The 23,395-nt window shown below is 61.2% G+C and carries 20 protein-coding genes; 1 reads left to right on the forward strand and 19 read right to left on the reverse strand.

Annotation, left to right across the window (positions count from 1 at the left end):
• The first annotated feature begins 143 nt into the window (after positions 1-143).
• Positions 144-4,292 carry an Eco57I restriction-modification methylase domain-containing protein gene (locus tag NSE01_RS09670; protein ID WP_147159374.1) on the forward strand — a complete coding sequence of 1,383 codons (4,149 nt, stop codon included), beginning with the start codon at positions 144-146 and terminating at the stop codon, positions 4,290-4,292.
• A 174-nt stretch (positions 4,293-4,466) separates the two neighbouring features.
• Here NSE01_RS09670 and NSE01_RS09675 read toward each other — a convergent pair whose 3' ends face one another.
• From NSE01_RS09675 to NSE01_RS09765, 19 genes are all read right to left on the reverse strand, one after another.
• Positions 4,467-6,350: a UvrD-helicase domain-containing protein gene (locus NSE01_RS09675; protein WP_147159375.1), complete on the reverse strand. Its 1,884-nt coding sequence runs from the start codon at positions 6,348-6,350 to the stop codon at positions 4,467-4,469.
• Between the two features lie 2 nt (positions 6,351-6,352).
• Entirely contained in the window at positions 6,353-8,326 is a 1,974-nt protein-coding gene (locus NSE01_RS09680) for an ATP-dependent nuclease (RefSeq protein ID WP_147159376.1), read from the reverse strand.
• A 157-nt stretch (positions 8,327-8,483) separates the two neighbouring features.
• Positions 8,484-9,137 (reverse strand): hypothetical protein, encoded by a 654-nt coding sequence (locus tag NSE01_RS09685; RefSeq protein ID WP_147159377.1) that lies wholly within the window; start codon positions 9,135-9,137, stop codon positions 8,484-8,486.
• Positions 9,137-12,235, reverse strand: coding sequence for an HsdM family class I SAM-dependent methyltransferase (locus tag NSE01_RS09690; RefSeq protein WP_147159378.1), 3,099 nt, complete (start codon positions 12,233-12,235; stop codon positions 9,137-9,139). Before NSE01_RS09690 ends, NSE01_RS09685 begins: the two co-directional genes overlap by 1 nt.
• Positions 12,232-12,570 (reverse strand): hypothetical protein, encoded by a 339-nt coding sequence (locus NSE01_RS09695; RefSeq protein WP_218033260.1) that lies wholly within the window; start codon positions 12,568-12,570, stop codon positions 12,232-12,234. The genes NSE01_RS09690 and NSE01_RS09695 overlap by 4 nt, the downstream gene beginning before the upstream one ends.
• Positions 12,571-12,839: 269 nt before the next feature.
• Entirely contained in the window at positions 12,840-13,229 is a 390-nt protein-coding gene (locus NSE01_RS09700; RefSeq protein ID WP_147159380.1) for a CopG family transcriptional regulator, read from the reverse strand.
• Positions 13,226-15,214 carry a conjugal transfer protein TraG gene (locus tag NSE01_RS09705; protein ID WP_147159381.1) on the reverse strand — a complete coding sequence of 663 codons (1,989 nt, stop codon included), beginning with the start codon at positions 15,212-15,214 and terminating at the stop codon, positions 13,226-13,228. Before NSE01_RS09705 ends, NSE01_RS09700 begins: the two co-directional genes overlap by 4 nt.
• A 112-nt stretch (positions 15,215-15,326) precedes the next feature.
• Positions 15,327-16,028, reverse strand: a complete 702-nt coding sequence (locus tag NSE01_RS09710; RefSeq protein ID WP_147159382.1) for an RES family NAD+ phosphorylase — start codon at positions 16,026-16,028, stop codon at positions 15,327-15,329.
• Positions 16,015-16,452, reverse strand: a complete 438-nt coding sequence (locus NSE01_RS09715; RefSeq protein ID WP_147159383.1) for an antitoxin Xre-like helix-turn-helix domain-containing protein — start codon at positions 16,450-16,452, stop codon at positions 16,015-16,017. The genes NSE01_RS09710 and NSE01_RS09715 overlap by 14 nt, the downstream gene beginning before the upstream one ends.
• Positions 16,453-16,531: 79 nt before the next feature.
• Positions 16,532-18,277 (reverse strand): relaxase/mobilization nuclease domain-containing protein, encoded by a 1,746-nt coding sequence (locus NSE01_RS09720; protein ID WP_147159384.1) that lies wholly within the window; start codon positions 18,275-18,277, stop codon positions 16,532-16,534.
• 247 nt (positions 18,278-18,524) lie between these two features.
• The gene (locus NSE01_RS09725) at positions 18,525-19,226 is read right to left on the reverse strand and encodes a lytic transglycosylase domain-containing protein (protein ID WP_066531897.1); all 702 of its coding nucleotides are present in this window, start codon (positions 19,224-19,226) and stop codon (positions 18,525-18,527) included.
• A gap of 3 nt (positions 19,227-19,229) precedes the next feature.
• Positions 19,230-19,559, reverse strand: a complete 330-nt coding sequence (locus NSE01_RS09730) for a DUF736 domain-containing protein (protein ID WP_066531896.1) — start codon at positions 19,557-19,559, stop codon at positions 19,230-19,232.
• A 4-nt stretch (positions 19,560-19,563) separates the two neighbouring features.
• The gene (locus NSE01_RS09735) at positions 19,564-20,142 is read right to left on the reverse strand and encodes a S26 family signal peptidase (protein ID WP_147159385.1); all 579 of its coding nucleotides are present in this window, start codon (positions 20,140-20,142) and stop codon (positions 19,564-19,566) included.
• Entirely contained in the window at positions 20,139-20,828 is a 690-nt protein-coding gene (locus NSE01_RS09740; protein WP_307725975.1) for a DUF2840 domain-containing protein, read from the reverse strand. The genes NSE01_RS09735 and NSE01_RS09740 overlap by 4 nt, the downstream gene beginning before the upstream one ends.
• Positions 20,825-21,718: a replication initiator protein A gene (locus NSE01_RS09745; protein WP_147159386.1), complete on the reverse strand. Its 894-nt coding sequence runs from the start codon at positions 21,716-21,718 to the stop codon at positions 20,825-20,827. The genes NSE01_RS09740 and NSE01_RS09745 overlap by 4 nt, the downstream gene beginning before the upstream one ends.
• An 8-nt stretch (positions 21,719-21,726) precedes the next feature.
• Positions 21,727-21,999, reverse strand: a complete 273-nt coding sequence (locus NSE01_RS09750; protein WP_066652303.1) for a helix-turn-helix transcriptional regulator — start codon at positions 21,997-21,999, stop codon at positions 21,727-21,729.
• Between the two features lie 130 nt (positions 22,000-22,129).
• Positions 22,130-22,633, reverse strand: coding sequence for a DUF2285 domain-containing protein (locus NSE01_RS21275; protein ID WP_066652302.1), 504 nt, complete (start codon positions 22,631-22,633; stop codon positions 22,130-22,132).
• Positions 22,611-22,904 carry a transcriptional regulator domain-containing protein gene (locus tag NSE01_RS21750; protein ID WP_168727490.1) on the reverse strand — a complete coding sequence of 98 codons (294 nt, stop codon included), beginning with the start codon at positions 22,902-22,904 and terminating at the stop codon, positions 22,611-22,613. The genes NSE01_RS21275 and NSE01_RS21750 overlap by 23 nt, the downstream gene beginning before the upstream one ends.
• 157 nt (positions 22,905-23,061) lie before the next feature.
• A complete protein-coding gene (locus tag NSE01_RS09765) occupies positions 23,062-23,328 on the reverse strand; it encodes a DNA -binding domain-containing protein (RefSeq protein WP_082730566.1) in 267 nt (88 codons plus the stop codon).
• Positions 23,329-23,395 lie beyond the last annotated feature (67 nt).

The raw sequence follows: 23,395 nt of genomic DNA on the forward strand, positions 1-23,395 counted from the left end.
GACTGATCGGATTGTGGGAGTGAGTTCCAGCGCTAAAAATCGCAGCTTTTCAAACGTGACATAATAGTCTGATTCGAAGGCCATTCGCATTGGCCCTTTGCCGAGACGGCAAGCCTGACTAAGGTGTCACAAAGGGGTTCTTCTTGTCTGATTCAGCGTCATTCACTTCCGGCTCCCTGTTCACGACCGACTATCTGGTTGAGGCGATCAGGACCGAGAATGCGTACACCGCGGTTGACGTTAAGCATTTGCGCGGGAAACTCGAAGCCATTGCGGCGGCATTTCCACAAAGTCACAAAACCAACGAAAGCCAGACAGAAGACGACTTCATCTGGCCTGTGCTCGGTGCACTCGGCTGGACAGAATCGCTGCGCCAGCAGAATCTGACCGTCAGTGGACGCGATGACGTGCCGGACGGTCTCCTGTTCGTCGATGCAGGCGCCAAAGCTGGCGCAAATGCGCAAATCGAACAATGGAAGCGCTATGCCCACGGCTTGGCCGTCGTCGAGAGTAAACGCTGGGCTAGGCCGCTTGATCGGGCTTCCGGGCGGGACGAAGGCACAGCGCCGTCGACGCAAATGCTGCGCTACTTGCGTAGGATCGATGATCTAACCGATGGACGGCTTCGCTGGGGCATTTTGACCAATGGAGCCAAGTGGCGGCTCTATTGGGCAGGCGCTCGCTCGGTCTCGGAAGAATTCCTAGAAATTGATCTGGGACGTGTGCTGGCGCTTGACGGGGGCGACGATTTGTTTGCCGACGAAGCCACGCACGATCATTGGCTGTGCGTTTTTGCTGCCTTGTTTTGCCGCGATGCTTTCATCAAAACAGGTACCGACAATCGGTCCTTCCATGAACGAGCCAGGGCAGCGGCTGCGTTTTACGAGGAACGCGTTGCTGCCAGCCTCTCGAGGCTGGTGTTCGACCAGGTGTTCCCCAACCTCGCGAGTGCCATTGCACAAGCGGCACCGCAGGCGTCGCTGGAAGATGTGCGGCAGGCATCGCTTGTCCTGCTCTATCGTCTGCTGTTCCTGCTGTACGCCGAAGATCGCGACCTGCTTCCGGTGGGCGAGAAGCGTTATGACGATTACGCCCTGCGTCACCAGCGCAAGGAAGTTGGCGAACGGGTTTCCGATGGTGACGTGTTCTCGGCCAGCGCCGGCAAGATCTGGGCACATGTTGCCGATTTGGCTCGGATCATCGACAAGGGCGACGCATCGGTGGGCATCCCGCCATATAACGGTGGTCTGTTCGCAGGCGACGGTACGCCTCTTCTCGACAGCATCCGCATTCCCGACAGCGTGATGGCCCCGGCGCTTGACGCTTTGTCTTATGAACGTTCATCGGGCGAGCGGCGCTATATCAATTATCGCGACCTCTCGGTGCAGCAACTCGGCTCAATCTATGAACGACTGCTGGAGTTTGAGATCGTCCGTGGCGATGCAGGCGTGCTTGCCGTTCGGCCTAATCTGTTCGCCCGCCGAAACAGCGGAAGCTATTACACGCCTGACGAACTGGTTGGTCTGCTTCTAGATCAGACGCTTGAACCACTGATCAAGGAACGTCTCGAAACATTCCGAGGCGCACTCAGCAAACTCGATCCCAAAGATTCTGCGGACTACCAGCGGCGTGAGCTGGCCGACATCGATCCTGCCGAAGCAATCTTGAAATTGCGCGTTTGCGATCCGGCAATGGGATCAGGCCATTTCCTTGTGTCACTGGTCGACACGCTGGCCGACGATGTTCTGGACGCCATGGCCGAAGCGGCAGCGCTGACTGGCGATCTCGCCTATGTCTCGCCGCTCGCGACGAAGATCGAAGATATCCGGCGTACCATCCTAAAGAACGCGCGGGATGCTAACTGGACGATTGACGAGGCCCAACTTGATGATCGGCACATTGTCCGCCGTATGGTGCTCAAGCGCTGCGTCTATGGCGTGGACAAGAACCCTATGGCAGTGGAGCTTGCCAAAGTGGCGCTGTGGCTGCACACCTTCACGGTTGGCGCGCCGCTCTCGTTCATTGATCACCATCTTCGCACAGGCGACAGCCTCTTTGGCTTGTGGGTGCGCGATGCAATCGACAAGGCCGGCGCACAAGGTGGAGAGCTACTGCACATTGGCCCATTGCGTGAAGCCGAAAGCTCTGCGGCCGCGATGCAGATTATCGAGCGGCTGACAGATGTCGAAATCGCCGAGGCGCACCAATCGGCCAGCACTTGGTACGGTGTCCAAGCGCAGATTGCCGCGCTCGATAGCTTCGTTTCCTTCCTGCACGCGCTGGATTGGTTGAACCTTAAACAGCCTGCTGAGAAGGCAGCTGTCCGCGCTTGGTTGGATGGTCAGTACGGGGACCCCCTCCTGATCATGCTGGGCAAAGTAGAACCCGCGGCGCGAAAGAGCGCTTCAGCCAAAGCTGGCAGTCCCGATCGGATGAAGAAGCAGCGCTTTGATGCCGACGAACTGTTCGAGCATCTTCACCGCATCCTCGGAGCCGCACGTGCATTGATCGCGGAAGAGCGGTTTCTCAACTGGCAGGTCGCTTTTCCCGGCGTGTGGGAGAAGTGGAGCGGCAATGATCGGACAGGCGGATTCGATGCCGTCGTTGGTAATCCGCCATGGGACCGGATCAAGCTGCAACAAATTGAATGGTTTGGTGCGCGCAGGCCCGAGATTGCCCTTGCGCAGCGCGCATCCGATCGCAGTAAGCTGATCGCAAAGCTTAAGGCTGATGGAGATCCATTGTGGGATGATTTTACCCATGCCGACAACCGGGCAGCTGATACCGCGCGAATGGCACGGGCATCTGGCAATTACCCGTTGCTGTCGGGCGGCGATACCAATCTCAATTCACTGTTTGTCGAACGGGCCCATGCATTGGTGAAGCCCGGTGGGATGGTCGGCTTGCTAATCCCGTCAGGTATCGCATCGGATCAAAGCTCGTCTGCATTTTTCCGCAAAGTGACTGCCGACAAGCAAATTCTCAGCATCATCGATTTCTTCAATCGGCGCTATGATGGCAGCCTGTATTTCCCGGATGTCTATTACCGTTTCAAGTTCTGCGCGTATGTCGCAGGCGGGCCGGGCCGGACTTTCGACAGCGCATCTTTCGGCTTCTTCATTCGCGACCTGGCCGAGATCACAAATCCCGACCGGGTGTTCCCGATCACGGCTGACGAGATCAATCGGATTAATCCCAATAGCGGGACTGCGCCGATCTTCCGTTCCCGGCGAGACAAGGAAATCACCTCTGGCATTTATGCCCGTCTGCCCGTGCTGGTTGATAAAGAAACCGGTGATGCTGTCTGGTCTGTGCGATACGCGACCATGTTCCACATGGCGAACGACAGCGGCAAGTTCCGGACGAAGCTCGAGCTTGAGAACGACGAGAGCGCGTGGCCCATTGGCGGCAATCGCTTCCAGTCCGCCGCAGGCGAGTGGGTGCCGTTGTATGAAGGCAAGATGGTTCAGGCGTTTGATCACCGTGCTTCGGACATCGTCTTGGCTGAGGCGAACGTGTTTCGATCTGGGCAAGGCTCAGATCTGACCGATGATGACCACCGCGATCCGTCGCGCCTGCCGAGCCCGCGCTATTGGGTGCAGACAAAGGATACAGGTTGGGATGCACCAACGGATTGGTGCCTGTCGATGAAGGACGTTACCTCCGTCACCAACGCACGAACCACGATCAGCGCCATCATGCCGCGCTATGGTGCCGGGCACACCCTGCCTGTCCTGTTTCCCGGAAGGGGCAGCGACCGTGACAGCTATGTGCAGTCGGCTCCGTTGTTGCTTGCGAACCTCAACTGCGTGATCCTCGACTATTTGGCCCGCCAGAAAGTCCACGGCAATCATTTGGCTTGGTATCTGCTGGAACAGCTCCCGGTGGTACCGCCCCGAGATTACACACGCACCTTCGGCCCGAAGGCTGCCGCCGACATCGTCCGCGAGGCTGTGCTTGAGTTGACCTACAATGCATACGATGTGGCTCCATTCGCTCGCGATATGGGGCATGTTGATGCGAAAGGTGATGCCTTGCGACCGTTCGAGTGGAACGAAGCCCGGCGCCTCAACCTGCGCGCCAAGCTCGATGCGCTGTATTTCATCCTGTACGGCGTTTTCGATCCTGCCAACTCCGCCGCATCCCGCGATGACATCAGATATATATATTCGACATTTCCGATCATTGCCCAGCAGGAGCGCGACAAATGGGGCAGCTTCAAGACTGAGGAACTGTGCTTGGCCTGGATTAACGCGCTGATCGCGGGGCAACCTAATGCGGTGATCGTTTGAAGAGTTGGATAGTGGTAATGGTCCACTAATCACCAGTGAATGCGGTCGGCTGCCTCGTTTTCATTCTTTGCGCGGGGTCGCTTTGTTGGTCGGTCCGGTTAGCAACGTATCAAGCCGCGAGGCACCAAGCTGAAGTTCGTTAATCATGCGAGACGCTAGGGATCATCGTGCCAATCATACGGTGACTTCCGGTACGCCCGCATCAGTCAATAGCTGATAGAACTCAGCCACGTTGTTTCGTTGGCCGCGTTGTTGGCAAAAGGCGAAGATGGCGCGCTGTTTCGCCCTTGAGAGGGCGACGAAAAATGCAGCGACGCCTTCGGGGTCGCCGGGGGTGTGGGCCCACCAAGCCCGGTCGTCGAGGCCAACGAAGATGATGGTGTCGTATTCGAGCCCCTTGCTCTTATGGACGGTCATCATCGGAATCTGATTGACCCCCTCGAACGCATCTAGGCAGGCCGTCCAGTCCGGGGCGCCATCGGTCGAAGCAAAGAAGTGGATGCAAAAAGCTTCAAGGATGATCTCAAGCAGGTCGCCAACGCCATATTCGGCATAGGTTCGGGCGATCGCCCCGAGATCCAGAAATTCGAAAACCCGTCTGACGAAATCGCCACCGCTTTGCCGCGACGGGGCAGTGGTCGCCATATCGGTGCGCAAGGCAGTGAGAAATGCGCTGAGTTCCGCTTCGACCTTGGCCGCGCGCACAACATCGTCTCGCCCGGTTGCGCGCATCGCCAGGACAGAAGACGAGACCAGCTGCCATGCGGCCGGCGCGCGGCGTGTCGCGCCTAGGCGGAAGAGCGCGATCGCGAGCCGGCTTAAGTCATCGGAAAGCAAATCCTGAAGCGAGGTTTTGCCAAGGGTATGGCTCTCGTTACGGATCCGCAGACCGTGAGCGGCGAAGGCTCCAGCAAGTTCGTGGTCATAATCGTCGGACTTCTGTTTCACGAGGAGGGCGTAGTCGCGCGGCGCCCGGCCGCGGGTGGCAATGTCATCGGCGATCCATTGCGCTAGATGAGCGGCTTCCGCCGCCTTGGTCTGGCTGGACCAGACCTGCGCTACGTCGCCATCCACCTGGCGGGTCGTCTGAGCGACCGTTGGGACGGTATTTGGATCGAGAGCGCGTGCGACGACGTGCTGGATAGCGACAAGATCGGGGGAGGAACGGAAATTGAAAAGGAGAGGGAAACGGGCGCCTCCGAAATCCGCCTGCAGCCGCTGAAAAGCGTCCTGGCGCGCACCAGCGAAGACCATGATCCGCTGCTTGTCGTCACCGACGCTGGTGATGATGGTTTGCCCACCAGAGAAGGCCGAATCCAGGAAGTCGTATTGCGCGTAGGTCGTGTCTTGGAACTCGTCGACGAAGACGAAGGGATAGGTGGCGATGAGTGCCCGGCGGATGTGGGGATTAGCGCGCAGCAGCAGCTCGGCAAGGCGATTGATGCCCACGAAGGTGAGGGCAGAAGGCTGCCCCGGCCGCAGTTGGGTCGCCCACCAGCGGGCGATCGTGAACTCGGCGGCGTTCTGCGGCGCGATGGGTCCGGTCGGTAGGCGGTAGCTGCCGACGATTTTCGGTTCAAAGTCGCTCGCGCTGTAGCTGGCGATCTCGGTCTGCCAATGCGGCGGCGCACTGAGCCGGGCGAGCGTGAGAAAGCTTTCTATCGCTGCGCGCTTTGGGAAAGCGATTTCATACGGGCGTGTCGGTCGCCAGTCGGCGGGAACCGCATTGAGAAATCGATCGACCAGGCTCTTGGTGAAGGCGTCGAAGGTGACCGACACGAACCGGTTTGCGAACTCTGGCGGGCAGCGCCGGCGCACGCGCGATGCGAGATTGTTGGCCGCATCCGTTTTGAACGAAATCGCCAGCACGCGATGCGGCGCTCGGCAAATGCCCGTCTCGAGCAGATAGTCGGCACGCTGGGCGAGAAATTCGGTTTTACCAGCGCCGGGGCCTGCGACCACGCAAGCCGATCCGGCGTGGCGCAGGGCGCTCCATGCCGCCGGTTCTAGGTCGTCGATGCCGCTGGGACGCCAATCCTCTGGCCGAATGAGGCGCATGATCAGAAGCCGGCGGGCGGCGGGGGCGGCGGCGTTAGACGAGCGACAATTGAATTCAGAAGCGCACGCAACTCCTCAGGGGCACCCACTGAAAGCGCGGCCGGGTCTTGATTGCTCAGCACTCGGACATGAGTGCTCGGCTTGCCGCGCCCCAAAAACAGATAGCGATACCAGCGCATCGGTGCGTCCTGATCGGCAGCGTATAAGTGAGGCAGGCCGTCATCGCCGAGAACCGCCGTGCGCGGTTCGCCGGCGGGCGACGGCCCCTGGCGGCCGGGTTCGATGACCTGATAGGCCAGTGGAAACGCCTTCAGCATCGAATAGTCGAGGTCGAGGGGCGTGCAGAAGAAGACGTTGAACTGGCGCAGCCACTGTCCCCATTGGGTGAGGCGCGCAAAGTCCGCTGGCAGCAAAGCGTCAAACGCCACCAAGTTCGCCGCCGGACCCAGTGGGTCGAGATGTTGTCCGAAGATGGCTTGAGGCGTGACATTGTTCGCAAGCAGTTGCGTACAGACCGTCTTGATACGGCCCCATCCACCTCCGGAACGGCCCCAGTCGAGATCAAGTAGTGTGGCGTAGGGGATATCGAGGTCGGTCAGCAGTCGCCAAAGGTGGTTCACATGGCGACCGCCCAGGGGAACGACCGCCACGAAGGATCGGTCGATGTCGAGACCCATCGCCTCGGCAAGGCGCGGAAGAACGACCTCTTCCGCTGCGCCTTCTCCCAGCACGACGAAGCGTGCGAAATAGAGTTCTGGATAAGTACGCACCGCCTCGCGGATGAACTTCGACGCCTCCTCCTCGCCGACAGGGAGGCTTATCGGGCGGATGCGGGCCGTTCGATCAAGAGGATTAAGGCGGAAATGCCGGACCTCCGTGGGATCGATCCTCGCGAGGATGCTTGGAGAATGGCTAGAGACCACGGCCTGCGCCTGCGGCGACTTCGTCAGGTCCTGTATCTGCCGGATGATGCGGGAGAGATAAAAGGGAGCTAGGTTGTTCTCGGGCTCTTCGATCGCAATGACGGTGAGCGCTGGCAGCGGTACGCCGCCAGCCTGGAACCCGGCGCTTGCGGGATCAGCGACGATCCCGGCTTCAACATCCAGAGTCGCCGCGGTCATCGCTAGGTGAAAGAGCGACCGCTGGCCGTCGCTCAGGTCATCGAGGGCCCGCTCCCGACCGGCCTCGTCGGGGCGGAAGACCACCTCAACCTTGCGGATGAAATGCTCGAAACGGAGATCGAGGGGGCGGAAGACCGGCGTGGTGTCGGTCCCGGCGGTGTACACTTCCTGCCACCTCCGCGTGACAGCTGCGGCAATCACATCGACGGCCGGCTCCCCGGCGAAAGCTCCGTTCAAGGTGGCGCCGGCGTTCGTGAACGTGTCCCGCACTCCCTGCGACCAGTTGATGGCGCGCCACAGCCTGCCGCGCAGAAAGGCCGTCACCTGCGACGCGCCATCCCGTGTCGCCGGCACGTAGATCATTTGGATCCGCGCTCGGTCGATTGCCTTCAACTCACTGCAATCAGCGTCGGTGAACGCCCCGAAAGTTCTGACCGCCCAGTATTTCTGTTCAATCGCTCCGTCGAGCGAACCGTCATCGGTCCAGGTTGCCTCGAGACGCATGCGGCATTTCAGCTCGCCTGCCACTTCGGCAGCCATCTGGTGGAAGAATTCCGGAACCGCCGCGCCGTCGGCGCCGTCCGCGTCCAGTTCAGGAAAGGCAATGATCGCCTCGAGCACGAAGGTTCGCTGAAGTGGTGCTGCAAGTTCGGTGGTAGGGACGTGGAAGTCCTGGCGCCGCAGGCGTCGCTGATCGCCGGTCACGCCGAAGAGGCGCTGCAGCGCCTGCATTAGGGCCGTTTTCCCTGCGCCATTGACGCCGACAAAGGCGGTCAGGCCGGGGGTGAGGTCGACGCTGGTCGCTTCAGGACCGAAGCAACGGAAATTCGTGAGACTGAGCCGTTCAATAAACATCGCTACCCGATCTCCCCGTAGTTATGGGCTCACGCGTCAAGTTTCTCTTGATCGGCCGTCGCGCTTTCCCATGATTTTGCCACTTATACTTCATGAATCAGTATGCGGCGCTCTTAAGCCTCACAAAACGCGAGGACCGTCATGCGTGTCCATTTCGTTAGCCAGTTGGAGCGGCCGCTGATGGCTTCGGAAATAGCGCGTGGCGAAGCTCGATCTGCGATCCGGTTGGGCGGGTGTGCCTTGTACGGAAACGCGCGATCGTTTCAATCGCGGCAAGGGGTGTAGGTCCCTCGACGAGCGCAAGAGGAACATGGCCGCCGATGGCGTCGGCGATCCGCGATTGGGCGAAGGGCACATCGCCGTCGAGCACATAGCCCAGCATGCAACCCATAGGCAGTTGTTCAGCATACTGCTCGGTGAGAAAACGCATCATGCCTTGGGTGACATACACGGTGGCCAGGGAACTGCGGCTCTTGCCGTTAATCACGTTGAGTCGCTTGCACTCGTAGGCCAGGTAGCGCTGTCGATCCCAGTCGAAGAGCACGGCAATATCGATGATGCCTTTGCTGAACTTCGACCCGTCAGCGGCAAGGCCGAACGGCTCGAACTGATATTCGACCCAGTGGCACAGCCGGCGCACCACGACATCCTTAGCGAGGCGATCGACGAGGTTGATGGTGATGTCATCTTCGCCGGGCTGTCCGGGAAGAACCGCCATGCAGTCCGGCCACGCCGCCGCGATCCTTTCTAGGAAGCGATCATCGAATGAAACGAAGTTGTCGACCCATCCCTGAACGTCGCCGATCAGCATTAGTCCGCGCCTCGCTGTTGCGGCAGGGCGGCGGCTTGCTGGAGGTCGAGCGCTATTCCGTCGGCGTCTGCGAGCGCGGTGGAGCGTAGCCAGAAGCGCATTTGCATGGGCTTGATGAGGTAAAGGCAGTCGCCGACGAAAACGCGCAGGTCCGGCATGAGCTGGAAATTGCCATCTAGGGGCCTCTGGATGTGGGATGCGAGTTGCTCGAGTACGTCGCCGAGCTCGCCGGCCGTATCCTCGACATAGTCTTCATGGCCGTCCAGGTGCAGACGAAGAATCGCCAGGTCAGCGCCGCGCGCGACGAGGCGCGCATCGATCTTTTTGCCTTTGAACCAGTCCGCGAGGCTGGCCGCCAATGTGTGGGCGTATTGCGCCCGCTGCTGTTGGTCCGGCGCGCCCCACAGTTTCGGGAAGTGGCCTTCATGGGGCTGCAGCGCGGGCAGGATAGCCTCGACGGTATCGTCGATCAGTGCGATTTCATCGGGCGCCAGGCAGAAATATTGATATGCAAGTTCGTCGATTTTCCGAAGGACTTCGCTCTCGTCGATCTGCATCGAGAAGGGCTTATTGGAATGTTCGCGTGCGTCGTCCACGATCGCGATCAGCTCAAGGGCGGCCTTAGCGGCAGCGGCTTGATCGGGGACATCATCGGGTGATGGAAACGGCAATCGCAGCAGATCAGCTTGCTTGACTTCAGGGCGATCCGAACCAAACGACGCGGTGCCATGAAAGGCGTACCAGACCGCGATGCGACTGTTGAGGATCGCGGTCAGGACTTTCGCGCGGTCGCTCTGGCCGTCCGGCACCACGATCGCCTGAACGATATCCTGGAAGGTCAGCGGCTGATCGCAATAGGCGGCGCGAAGGCGGTTTTGCGACGTCTCCACCCCACGTGGGACAAGGATGCGCGAGCCGTCGAACCCGGGCTCAAACCCACGGCGGCGAACCGTCGATGACGCGGCCGGCGGCAAGCCGGCCGCAGCCTGAGCCAGACGTGAATAGGCGGCGATCGGCAGGTCAGGCAGTCGGCCGACATACTCGCTGGCGAGCGGTGGCGCGTCGCTCTCGCTATCCTCATTGAAGGGCTGATAGCCTTGCCCGATCACCCATCGATCGCCCGGTTTTTCGCGGCGGCGACTCAGGCTACCGTAATCGGTCACGAAGGCTGCGAGCTTAGGAAACCTCGCGAAGTAGGCGAAGAGTTTGGCGTCCGGCTCGCGCATCCAGAGGCGCTGCTTGAAAATGAGCGAGTTATCCAGAACCGCGCCGACGCCGAGGGTGGCCTTGTCGGCGCTGCTCAGGGTGATGACGCGCTTGATGCGCAGATTAAGGTCGGCCTTTGGTGCCCAGTAGTCGAAGCGATATGGGAAATTATCAGGATTGGCGCTGCCGTAGATGATCAGGGCGGTGGGACGATGAGCTTTCTCGAAAAGCTGGAATCGAAGGTCGGCGAAGTTGATGACGCGACGGACCTGGGATTTTCGAAAGAACGCATCACGCGCTTCGACCGTGTTTGAGGCGTGGTTGTGCAGAAACCCCATCGCGGGCAGCAAGAACGCGATCAGTCCACCGTCGACGAGATGCGACAGGGCCTTCCAGCTGAATGCCCAGGCGTCTTCTCCACCCGGCATGGGATGGCCTGTCTTCTTGCTCCACTGCACGGACGAACGCGCCGGCCCGCGGCGGCTGGTCCAGGGCGGATTGCCGATGATGACTTCGTATCGGGCACCGTCAGGCGACACGTCGAAGAAGTCGCGGCAGACAAGCGTCTTGCCCCAGAGTTCCGGTAGGAGTTTCCCCCGGGTGATGAGTTTGCGGATGTCGCGTGGCGACACCTCCTCGAGCAGGGCGACATAGAGCGAGAATACAGCGACCCGAACCGCGCCACCGTTCAGATCCCAGCCGTGGATCTGGCTTAGCAACGATAGCAGCGTCTTCCAAGAAATCGTCTGGGTCTTGTGCTTGGCGCGCCAATGCTCACAGAGCCGCTGGAACGAGCGAACCAGGAAAACACCCGAACCGCAGGCGGGGTCGAGGAAGTTTCCCGTCGTCCGTGTCGCTTCAGGCAACATCTCCCAAACTTGGGAAACGACGGTGTCGGCCAGGAACATGGGTGTGTAGTAAGCGCCGTTGGCGCGGCGCTCGGCTTCGCGTTCACCCAGGAAGCGATCGTAGACGGCGCTGACCAGCTCGATCGGGATATAGCGGAAGTCATAGCCCCAGAAGCGCTGCTGACCTGAATGCGCCATTTCTTCGCGGCCTGACCTGAACCTAGCCAGGATCGTCAGATGAGCGGACGTGACTTCCGGCGCTTCGCCCATCGACTCGAAGGAGCACGGGGCGACGAACAGATCGCCGTTGAAATCCGCGTGGAGCGTTCGAAAGAAGGACCGGAAGAGATCGACGTCGCCCTTTTCTAGCAGCGCGGAAAAGCTGTCGGCGCTCTTGTCGGAGACTGCCGCGAAGTAGGAGGGTGTTACGATCTCGCGGTCTTCGAGATAGGCGATAAACATCGCCTGTATTAGAAGGGCTTGCGCCGCATCGGGCGCTAGCGCGGCCTTCTGCAGGAGGTCGTGGGATGCGTTCAGGTTGTCGAGGAGGACCTGATCGATGCGCTCCTTCGGCGGGAAATACTCGCCATAATCCTTCCAGAGACGTCCGGATTCCGCGCCATAGATGAGATTTTGAAATTTCAGGGTTTCGGTCGTCAGGCTAAGGCTATCGAAAAGGCAGCGGGCCTCGAAGGCGTCGCCGGGATCGCTCAGCGGGGTACGGGCGAGTGAAAACGCCCTGAGCGTATCGTCGGCGATAACCAGCAACAGGCTGGCTAGCCCCTGATTCCAGAGCGCGCCGTGTAGATCGATTATCGCGGCGCGGTCATAGTAATCGGCTTCCAGGATTGCGACAGTCGGGATGCCCTGGACGCAGAAGATCGCCGATACACCCATTTCGGTGAGGGCGGCACGGATAGCCGGTGCGTGCGGCACGTCGCTGACGGCCTCCGCTGACTCGTAGAGTTCAGGCGAGCGCCGATGAGTGAGCCCCAAGCGGTCTTTCCACTCCGGCGCCAATGCGGATGCCAAGGTGGTGCTCATGCTTGTCTTCTACTTCGTTCGGTTTGCGAGCCGATCGCCGTTGGGGGAAACTGGAGATAGCCTTGATCGAGTTCCGTCTCGGTAGCTGTAAGCGCCGACTGCAATCGCGACACGATGGGTCCACAAGGAACGCATAGAGTGGAGGCGTTGGGCGACAGACGCGTCGACGTTTCAGCGTCAACGAGACGAATGCTATCTGCTTCGATTAGGGCAACGCAGGTTTCCAGCGAGAGCCAAGATCTGCCGCGACATTCCCTGAATAGATCATCGAAACGGTCGGCAACCGTGCCAACACGGACGCCGAAATCGCTGACCAGTTCGGCCACGATCGCCATGGCGACGACGTCTCCCGGTGTGAAGCTTGGCGCGTGCCCCTTATGCGCGGCCAATGCCGGGATTGCTGTCCGCCAAGTCCGCAGAGCATCCACCGAAATGGAGAGCAACTCGCGAATCTGGCTTTGAGTATAGCGCATTGTCCCACTTTAGATGTGAATGCCTAGCAGATCAATGCGGGGCTTACCCCACTTTAGTATGCGTTTTGTTCTCATTTTTTTGTCATAATTGTAAGGTTGGACGTGTGGTCAAACATCCTAGCGGTCGATATCTACAATCGAAAATCACCCAACCGGGACCGTCCCTCCAATCGGCGCGCGAGTGCCTCGACGAACCCGTCGTACCGCTCCTTGCCTTGCGCTTGCGCTGCGGCAAGGCCACTATCCGGCAGCGGCGGATTGGCAGTAAGCCAGAACCGCACGAACAAGGCCAAAGCCTCAGTGGCAATCTCGGTCTGCTGATCGAGCTGTCCGAGCCGCCGGTCGATGCGATCAAGCCGGCGGCTGAGCGCCGCTTCGAGCTGTTCAGGGTTGTCTGGCGACATGAATGACCGCAGAGCTGCCTCCACTACATCGGGCTGGCCGACGCGCCTGCGCATTGCGAACTCTGCAAGCTGGTCGATCACATCGGGCGGCAGCCGAAACGTGCGCTTCAGCTTCACAGTTCGATCCCGTCGCCAAGGTCGAGCGAGGCCTGCCGTGCGCCGCGTTCCATAGTGCGCCGGACGCGCTCGCCGTTAGCGGCTGATTGATCAGCGTCTGCGCCGTCAGCTTCGGCAAAGTCGAATTCCGCGGCAGGAGACTTGGGCCGTGCAACCACTTCGACATGTTCGGGCAGGTCAGGCTCGCGCCGCAGGCCGCCGTTGGCAGGATCGATCCTTCGGCCGCCGTCTTCGGATGATTTGGGGTCTGGCTTAATCGGGGGCAGAGCGCTCCAGTCATCGGAGGCGCCCGCACCGACGAGTTGGCCGCAGTTCTCAGGTGCGCTCAGCACCCGAGACTGCAGCCGTCGGTCGGCATAGTAACGTGCCTTCTTGGCCTTGATCGGCGGCGCCCCTGACAAGAGCACAACCTCGTCGGTCTGCGGCAGTTGCAGAATCTCGCCGGGCGTGAGGAGTGCGCGTGCCGTTTCAGAGCGCGAGATCATCAGGTGGCCAAGCCAGGGTGACAGCCGGTGCCCGGCATAGTTCTTCATCGACCTTTGCTCGGTGGTTGTGCCCAGCGCCTCGGAAACCCGCTTGGCTGTGCGCTCATCGTTGGTCGCGAAGGCAACGCGAACATGGCAATTGTCGAGGATGGCGTTGTTCTGTCCATAGGCGCGCTCGATCTGGTTCAGGGACTGGGCAATCAGGAAGGCCTTGAGGCCGTAGCCTGCCATGAAGGCGAGGGCGCTTTCGAAGAAGTCGAGGCGGCCGAGGGCAGGGAACTCATCGAGCATGAGCAGCACGCCTTGGCGCTTGGTCGCAGGATCGAATTCTTCGGTGAGGCGGCGACCAATCTGATTGAGGATAAGGCGGATCAGTGGCTTGGTGCGGCTGATATCGGATGGTGGCACGACCAAATAAAGCGAGGTCGGTCGCCCGCTGATAAGATCGGCGATCCGCCAATCCGAATGGCTGGTGACCTTGGCGATGACCGGATCGCGATAGAGACCAAGGAACGACATGGCGGTCGACAGCACGCCCGATCTTTCGTTGTCAGACTTGTTGAGCAACTCGCGCGCTGCGCTGGCAACGACCGGGTGCGGGCCCGCTTCACCGAGATGCGGCGTGTCCATCATCGCATAGAGCGTATTCTCAATGGTCTCGTCGGGATTGGAGAGAAAAGCCGCGACGCCAGCGAGCGACTTGTCGGCACCGGCGTAAAGCACGTGAAGGATGGCGCCGACCAGCAGCGCGTGGCTGGTCTTTTCCCAGTGGTTGCGTTTCTCGAGACTGCCTTCGGGGTCGACCAGAATATCGGCGATGTTCTGCACGTCGCGCACCTCATTGAGGCCGCGGCGCACTTCAAGCAGCGGGTTATAAGCGGACGATTCAAGACTGGTTGGATCGAAACGCAGGGTGCGGCTGAACGTGCTGCGAAAACCGGCCGTGATATCCCAGTTCTCGCCTTTGATATCATGCACGATTGCCGAGCCCGGCCAGGTCAGCAGGGTCGGGATCACGAGGCCGACGCCTTTGCCCGAGCGTGTCGGCGCAAAGCACAGAACATGTTCAGCCCCGTCGTGGCGAAGATAGTTGTTCTGGAACTGTCCGAGCACAACCCCGGTGTCGGCCAATAATCCGGCTTTGCGGATGTCATCGCGGGTTGCCCACCGGGCAGTGCCATAGGTGTTGGCGTTGCGGTTTTCGCGGCCGCGCCAGACGGACATCGCGATGGCAACCACAATTGCCGCGAACCCGCCCGAGGTGGCGATCATCCCTCCCGTGTCGAAAATCTGTGGTGCGTAGGCATCATAGGAGAACCACCACCAGAACAGGTCATAGGGGCGATAGACCGGATGGCCGAACATGTGGAACCAAGGCACGCCGAGCTCTGGCTGGAAACCGAGCGCCGAGGCTGTCCATTGGGTTGCTAACCAGACGCTCGCAACAATGATGATCAGTACCGCGAGGATCTGACCCCACAGGATTTTGGCAGCCGACATGGCGCAACTCCGCTTCGTTCACGCCTAGGTCGGTGAGCTTCGGAGAGGTTTGCAAGCGGGGAGTTGGTGCGTGCAGGCCTTGGCGTAAAAACGGGAACGCTGGCGCAGATCGCTAGATCGGCTCCCACGTATAATCCTGCGTGCCCGACCAGGTCAGGCGAACCATGGCGCCTTGCACCACCGACTGCACGACATTGGGCCACAGTGCAGCGATGCAGGTGCCACCGGCGTGGCGGACCGAGGGGTAAATGATGCCATTGTGGCCCTCGATCCGTGCCTGCGCGGCAACGGCATTGCCAGCGGCATAACCGGTCGCGGGGTCGGCATCGAGCGCGGGGTGATCCGCTGCCTCGCGCAAGTCAACGAACACGCCGGCCATGCTCGCCAGCATTTCGCCATATTCGACAACCGCGTTGAAATCGCCTGCGTCAGCGAGTGCCTTGGTCAGGTGGTGCCCGACTTCGGCAATACATGTTTCAACCGCCAGCGCCGCATACCATGCGCCACGGTCCGCAGGGTTGAAGCGCATCGGCTCGCGCGGTTTGGCATAGGCGAAGCTGGCATTGATGAAGCGGGCATGGGGCACGCCGTGAACCAGTTCTTCGGGGCTGAGTGCGCCAAGTCCGCGTTCCTCTGCCACCAACCGCCCGCTGGTCGCGCCTTCGATTTCGGCAAGCAGCGCCAGTTCGTCGGTGTCGTCGGCCAGCGGCGCGAGCACGGCTTCGCGCAGCCTCGCGCTCGCGACCAGCCTGATGGTGCGCGGGAACGCCTCACGCACCAGCGGCAGTGCAGACTGCGGCTCAGAGCCCGCCACGCAGGGCGTCGATATACTGCCGGGTCTCGAGCATGCGGGGAATGCCGCCTTCGATCATCGCGTCGACCGGCGACTTTGCGCCGAACACCGGCGCGCGATTGGGCAGGCGCGGCCAGCGGTCGGCCATACCATCGGCGAACAGCAGGTGCAGGCCCTTGAACACGCCGATCAAGGCGGAGGCCCGGGTCAGCTGGTCCTGGCTCAAGGTGCCGTCCCATTTGCCGGCCTTGATCCGATCCCAAGTGCTCTCGGACACGCCGAGCAGCGCGGCACCTTCGGCGTTGCTGCCACCCCAGGCATCGACGAGCCGCAACACGGCCTTGATGGCCGCCCCGGTCAGTCGCTTGCGATCTCCTTCACCCGAGAAGGTCTGCAGGCCAGCCGCTGCTGGAACCGCTTGATGGGTGATTGCTGCGCTTGCCATGGTCGTTTCTCCTGACGCGAATATACGCATCACATGGTGCGATTGTCAAGGTTGAGACGAAAGCGGCCAGCTTGCCACATCATATCTCGATCGACCGGCTTCGGCCCAGTGTCCATTCGATGCCACCACCAGACCGCGGCTGACCGCTCAAATATTGCCCGAGATGCCGGTCTAGTTGCTTCGACCAAGGGACAAGCGAAAACCCAAGGCCATCGTCGATCATCGCAAACCGGCCCGAAGCGAGTTGGATGCGCTGGCGATAAACGCCAGACACCTCACCGGATGATCGGCTTTGGCGGTGTGGCAAGCCATGTTCACGCGAAAGTGCTGCACCAGCGTCGGCAAGGTCGCGCTCGCGCAAGGTGCCAAGCAGATTGCGGGACAGGGCGAAGCGGTCACCGCGCCGCTGGGCAAGACCCTCGCTTTCCAGATAATCGAGCCGGCGCGTTTTCGCTGCTTCGACTTCGCTGCCAAAGCCTGGACCGAGCGGCAGCGGCTCCGATGCAATCAATTGCTTGTCGAGCCAGGTGGCTCCGCGGCTGCGCTCCTGGGTAGCAAGATCGCGATCGGAATGGGTCAGGAGCGAGGATTGCTCGCGGCCGCGCCGGTCAGTCCAGGAGCGAAGCTCGACGATTGCGCCCGGCGCAGCATCACCGGTCATGTCGATGTCGGAGAATTTGCAATGATGGACCCTGCCATCCACGCCATCGACCACGGCGTAGGCCTGACCGGTCAACTCATTGTGCAGGCCGCGCTCGACCAGTCGCCCGATGACGGGCTCGCTCGCCCTTTCATCATGAAGGGCAAATCGACCCGCTTCAGCGGCAAGGCCGTGCCCGGTCATGGCGCGGTGCATCCTCTTGATCATATCACCTCTGGTGCCAAGCTCCCGCAAAGTCTGCTCGAGTGTTGGCTTCAACCGCCAGCAGCCAGGCGCAATCTTGTCTGCCAGGCCCATGCGTTCGAGTTTTGTGGCGCGGCCGATGAGATGCTGGTTGGCCGGGTTGGCGATCCGCTGCGGATCGGGGCGCAGGTCGACTACGCCGCCGAGGCCGTCACCAAGCGTTTGCAGCTGGCGATCAAGACCGGTCCAGCGATCGGCCTGCACCTCGCGGGCCAAGCTTCGATCAATGTCCTGCTGGGTCCGTGCGCCCAGTTCCATGGTCACCAGCTGCGCGGCACGAGCCCGCATGCCCTCGCTGATGTAGCTGCGGTCGATAACCAGGTCGCGGCCATCGTCGGCCTTGCCGCGTACCAGAATGTGGATGTGGGGATTGTCGGTGTTCCAATGGTCAACGGCGACCCAGTCGAGACCTGTGCCAAGATCCCTTTCCATCTGGCTCAGCAGGTCTCGGGTAAAGCTCCGCACATCGGCCAGTTCGGCCGTGTCTTCGGGCGAAACAATGAAACGGAAATGGTGACGGTCATCGGCGCAGCGCTCGGCGAAGGCTCCGCCGTCGACGGTCTCGTCGCCGCTGCCGAACAGCGCCGCATCCTTCCCGTCGCGGGTCACGCCATCGCGCTTGAGATAGGTCAGGTGCTTTGCCAGCGGCGCGGCAGTGAAGCGAGCCCCGCGATGCCGCACGATCCTCGCCTTGACGATCACACGGCGCTGACTTGCGCGGGAGCTTGCCTGCAGGCTTGCGATGCGGCCTCGGGCAAGGCGACCTGTGCTACGTCGCGATGCGGAACCACCCGCCCGGCCGCCGCAGCCTGACCGGTTGGCAAGTGCCCGCAGTTGGGCTTTGAGTGTGCGCGCTTTGCCTTGGCCGGAACTGCGATCTCGGATGCGCCCAGGCCTGATTTCCAGATCGTCATCACTCATGAGGTCAAGCGATGCGATACAGCGGCTGGCTCGTTGAACGGCGGAATTGCGACAATTATCGAGACTGGAGCCAGCCATGGGGCAGGGCGGCTGGCTGTGAAAATCCCGCAATTCTGCGGCCCCACACCTCGGCGGCTGGCTCCGCTTTCATCTTGCCATCCTCCTGACCCATCCTTTCCTGTCACTCCGCTTCCGCACAATTTTGCGCCAGGCCACGCCATGACGCGCCAGATGCGCAGGAGGCCCATCACTGGTCGCGATTCCCCGAGACGGGAACGAAAAGGCCGCCGTGCGGACGCAGCGGAGCAGGGGGCGCAGCCGCCGCTTCTTTGCCGATGTCCGCGCTCGGTGTTGCCTCAGCCGCGGCAGTTCGCGCCGCGAATAGTCGGCTTTGTGTCCACGCAATGCGCTGTGGCTGCACAGTTGGCGCGCTGGCGACGACAGTGGCCGTGTTGTCCGATTGCAGGATAGGTGCGATCTTTGCGACATAAGCGCGGGTCTCGGCAGGAAGCGGGCGGCCGCGATCGCGCCACTCCTGATAGCGCCCGGGGCCTGCATTATACGCGGCGAGCATGCCGTAGGCGCCGTAACTGTCGTACATTTCGCGAAGATAGCTGGTGCCTGCCAAGATGTTGTCGCGCGGGTCGAACGGATCGCTGCCGAGACCGAAACGAGCGCGCTGGCGCGCCCAGGTTCCGGGCATGAGCTGCATCAGCCCCATCGCTCCGGCCGACGATACCGCGCCGATCCGGCCAGCGCTCTCGGCCCGCATGACCGCATAGATCCATTGCTCCGGGATGCCGAAACGCAGCGATGCCTCGGCGACGTGCACTGCAATGTCGACGGTGCGCGGCGCTGCCGGTTCGGCAGTGTCCTGCCCAAAGGCAGGCGCGGCACCGAACATAGCGAGCGCAGCCCACGTGGCGAAGCCCAGGCGGCGTAGCTGCATGGCTCAGTTCGCCTTTTCGCGCCGCGCTGGACGCGACCACACCAAAACATGGCCATTGTCATCGCCCTTGAACAGGTTGGCGCGTAGCGGTTGCGCGAACGCAGGATCATCAATCTGCAAGCTGACATAGTCGCCCGCCTTCTCTCCGACATGCTTCCAGCCTGCGCCGACTTCGCGCGCGTCTTCATCTTCGCCAGCAACCACACGGAAGTCCGGAGCGTTCTCACTGTCCGATGGGTCTGCCGGGACGAGTGAGATCTCAATGCTGAGCGACAGCGTCTGCAGTTGCCCGCTGTAGCCGCCGTCGGCGGCACGAAAAGTTCCGATACGCATGGGTTCAATCTCCTTGGGTTGAGGGTAAGGAAGTGTCGGCGGCGCGCGGGTCGGCAAACCAGACATGGTCGCTTGTTCCCGCTTCATCGGTCCAGACTGGGGCCGCGCGACCAATGACATGGGTCAGACGCAGCACGCCGAAATAGCGCCCATCGAAACTGTCGGGCGCTGCTGGGTTCATCACGAATAGCTCGCCGGTGCGCAGCACATGGCAGCCGGCCCAGGTCGGCAGTGCGCGCCCCAGACGGTCTCGCGGACGCGCCGCGCCGACATATTGGCCGTCAATCGTAATGCTCAATGCATCGCGGCAGACGCGCTGGCCGCGTACAGCCGCGATGCGCTTCAGCAGCGGGACGCCTGTCGGGAGGTAACGCCGCTCGGCAAGCAATCGGCGCAGTTCGGGCGGCGGCTCAATGGCGATCCGCTCGCCGACGTGCAGGCTCGCCTTGCCACGGATGGCGTAGAGTCCGGTGGGGACCGAGGCAGTCGCATTCCACACGGCGAAGCGCGCGACTGGCACGGCCAATGTCGTTAGCGTTGCGCAACCTACGATGGCTGCAAATATCATGCTGCGTCGCTTCATGGCAGAAGTGCCTTGCGCTGGAGCCAGGCTCGGTGCCGCGCGGGCGTGTATTCACGCGGGGTGAGCCGGCCCGCCATCCTGTTGTGGATGTGTCGCCAATGTTCCGGAGCAACATCGCATGGGTCTATGCCTGACGCTTCGATGGCATCGATAAGCCGGAAGACTTGCGCGACTTTGGGCCAGCCATGGACCGAAAGCAGCAGCGCGCCGCCGGGGTCGACCTGCGGCACGGTTGCGCAATGCTCGCCTGAGCTGACAGCTTGTACGACGTCCAAGGTTGAACGGACGGTGCCAAAATCGTTGGACGCCCAGCGGACCAAGGCGAACACCTGGCCCGCCATATAGCTCTCGATCCGCTCGCTACGGCTGACGATCCGTTCGGCAACGGGCCTGCCGAATTTGATCCAGTCCTCATGCTGGCCTTCGCGCCAGACCAGCGTCACATGGGTCAGCTGCGGGTCATCACCCATCCTCGTACCGGCAGGCCTTTCGGGGTCCGCCCCGCTTTTTGTCCACAGGCTCGCAGCCGTTAGCAAGAATCCGAAGGATTCTTTGTTAGGATAGTTAAGGGCAAAAATTGCCGATGTTTTCCCGTAATTTGGACGGTGTTTTGGTTCCCGATAGTCCGAACTTCCGGTTCCTGATGGTCCGAGTGTGGCGGTTCCTGATAGTCCGTGCTGCATCATGACATATCCACAGGGTGATGGTTGGTTGAGCGCAAACCGAGACCGCGCATTGCTGAGTCGAACGGGTCGGGCCGGACAGCGACGAAGTTCAGTCGTTCGCGACCGAGTGCATGCTCGATGGTGAGCGTGTATCCCGGCAGCGCTTGTCGGCGGGCAATGTCGCGCAGCTCGAATGCGAAGCGTTTGGGCGGCGAGAGCGCGCCTGACTTCAAATGAAGGTGCTGGAAGTCGAAGCTCCAGCCTCCGCGCTGTTTGCCCCCATGCTTGCGCACGAGGCGGTAAAGCCAGCGCTCCAGACCACCGGTCAGTGCGAAGTAATCGGCATCAATGGTGAGCACGAGCGCCTGATTGATCACGCCTTCGTAGAACCAGTCAGGAATGATCATCTCGATCCCGAGCGCGCGACCCGAATGATCGAGACGCTCCTTCCACTCATTGATCCACGAAAAGCGGTGCCGCCGCCGCGCATCATGCTGGCGGATGGAGGTCGCGATGGTGGTCGATTGCAGGCGATCCAGCCCGGCCTTCAGCCGCTCATAGCTGGCTTTGCCTGTGCCTCGCCTGGTGAAGGCAAGGATCTCGTGCGGGGTCGCGGCGATCAACCGCGAGGTAGGCCGACCGGCATCGCGCGCTTCGACGATCTGGCTCGCTACCCAGATGAGGACATCAGCGTCCCAGATAGTCGCCATGCCATGTTCGGCTGTCGCCTCGACGAGGATCGAAACCTCACCCATCCGGAAATCGATCGGACGGACTCGCTTTGATTTGGCGAGGCTAAAGAACGGCCAAGCCATCAGGTCCTGCGCGTCGCGCGCGGCAATATCGCGGCCTTGGGACATGAACAGGTCAAGCTGAGCAGGCTTGGCTGGGAAGGCGGACAGGCGTCGCATCGCGTGCCTTAGCGCCGGACCGGCGGAGTATAGCCATCAAGACGCTTGGCTGGGTGGACGATGCCGTTGCCGGGATCGCTGGTTGACCGCCGCAGCCCTTGCTCTGCCCATGCGTCGAGATCTGTCACCGCATAGACGATCCGGCCACCGAGCTTGCGATAGACCGGCCCCGTCCCGAAACAGCGGTGCTTTTCAAGGGTGCGGGCCGAAAGCCCGAGGTGCACTGCAGCATCAGGCGTCCGCAAAAATCGTGCAGTCACGGGGGTGGGTCTGGCATCCATGGCAAGGCTCCGGCGAAGGTTGGCAGCAGCAGCGGGCTGTCGCTGGGGTTCGCGAGCTTTGGCGGAGGATTGGCATGGGCAGGGAGTGACCGAATGCGCGTGCCGTAATTTGTCACCCCGAATGTCTCGGTCAGCGGTGTAAGAGGATATCGCGAAATCCGCCGGAGACGAGGCTGCGCGCTTGGGCGATCAGCCGAAGAACCTGCCGCCGCTCACTCGAGGCTTTCCAGGTCGCACCGACAAGTCGGTGGTGGTTGGGAATGATCAGGCCGTAGGCGAGGTCCCGCGAAGAGGCGCCCGCTTCGAGCGCATCGTGGATGGCGAGGAAGCGGGTCAACCGTAGCCGTTGATTGCGTGTCATGACGTGAGCGCTCTGGGGTAAGGCGCTGTTAGTGCGGGCTATCAGGTGCATGCGGGTGACAGCCGCGATGCGCAATTCATATGTCTCATCGCAGGGTATCGAGACGGCGGGAACGGGCAGGGCGGACCTGAAACGAACGCAAAGTCGCAGTCTGTAGCTGTCCCTAGCGTAAACAAGATGCTTGCCGTCGGATGTCGACACCTCTGCCAGCGGCTTGCAGCTGGACAGCCATATCAGCGGGGGGGCCGGGTTAGCAGTTTCGACGATAATCACGTCGGGCGATGCGCTGGGCGACCAATGGGCCGGGCTCTGGCGCGGATTTGCTTGCGGATCGGTGGGGAAAGCTCAGGCCCCATCGCCGGGACAGGCCCTCCTTTTCATTGTGTTCGACCGATGGGAAGCGAGCAATGCGCTCTTGGGTTTCGGCAAAATCGCGGCGGTAATCAGCATTACGGTGCAGGAATTCCTGCGCGAAGTCCGCATAGTCGTGATCGCGATATTGATCCGCGGTCGATGGTGACCGCCATGACGAACCACCGGGCATAGAGACCCCTGCAAAACACAGGCAAAAAGGCCAAGCATCAAGTCTTTGTTAACCAAGGGTAAGCCGCAAGTATCAAAATCTGGGGATGCTTATGCCCGGAGGCGCAGAAATTCTGACGGAGCGTTTAGTGCAAGGGGTCCAATCCGTGTCCGAGAATTCAGCCTTTTTGCTTTTTATCGAGCAGATGTCGGTAGCCGTGGGACGTCATCCAGCGTGCTCGGTCGAGGTGGGTCTCATGGACCTGACGCGCCCGGACCGGTTCCAGGGCAGGATCGATCCCAAAGACGATCTGCACAACTTCGGTCCAGTCCGCACCTTCATCGGCGGCGTCAAGTAGCCGTAAATATGTGACAAAATGGCGCTCGTCATACGGCGTTACCGTATCCGAGAGGGGCGGGCTGTCTTCAAAAGGAACGATCGTCATGGTCCGAGCCTTCAGTTTCGACTCGTTTCGGCATGCCCTCTCTCCTAGCATGAAGACCCTCCAAAAT

This window comes from Novosphingobium sediminis (assembly GCF_007991615.1).
In the GTDB taxonomy this organism is placed as follows: Bacteria; Pseudomonadota; Alphaproteobacteria; order Sphingomonadales; family Sphingomonadaceae; genus Novosphingobium; species Novosphingobium sediminis.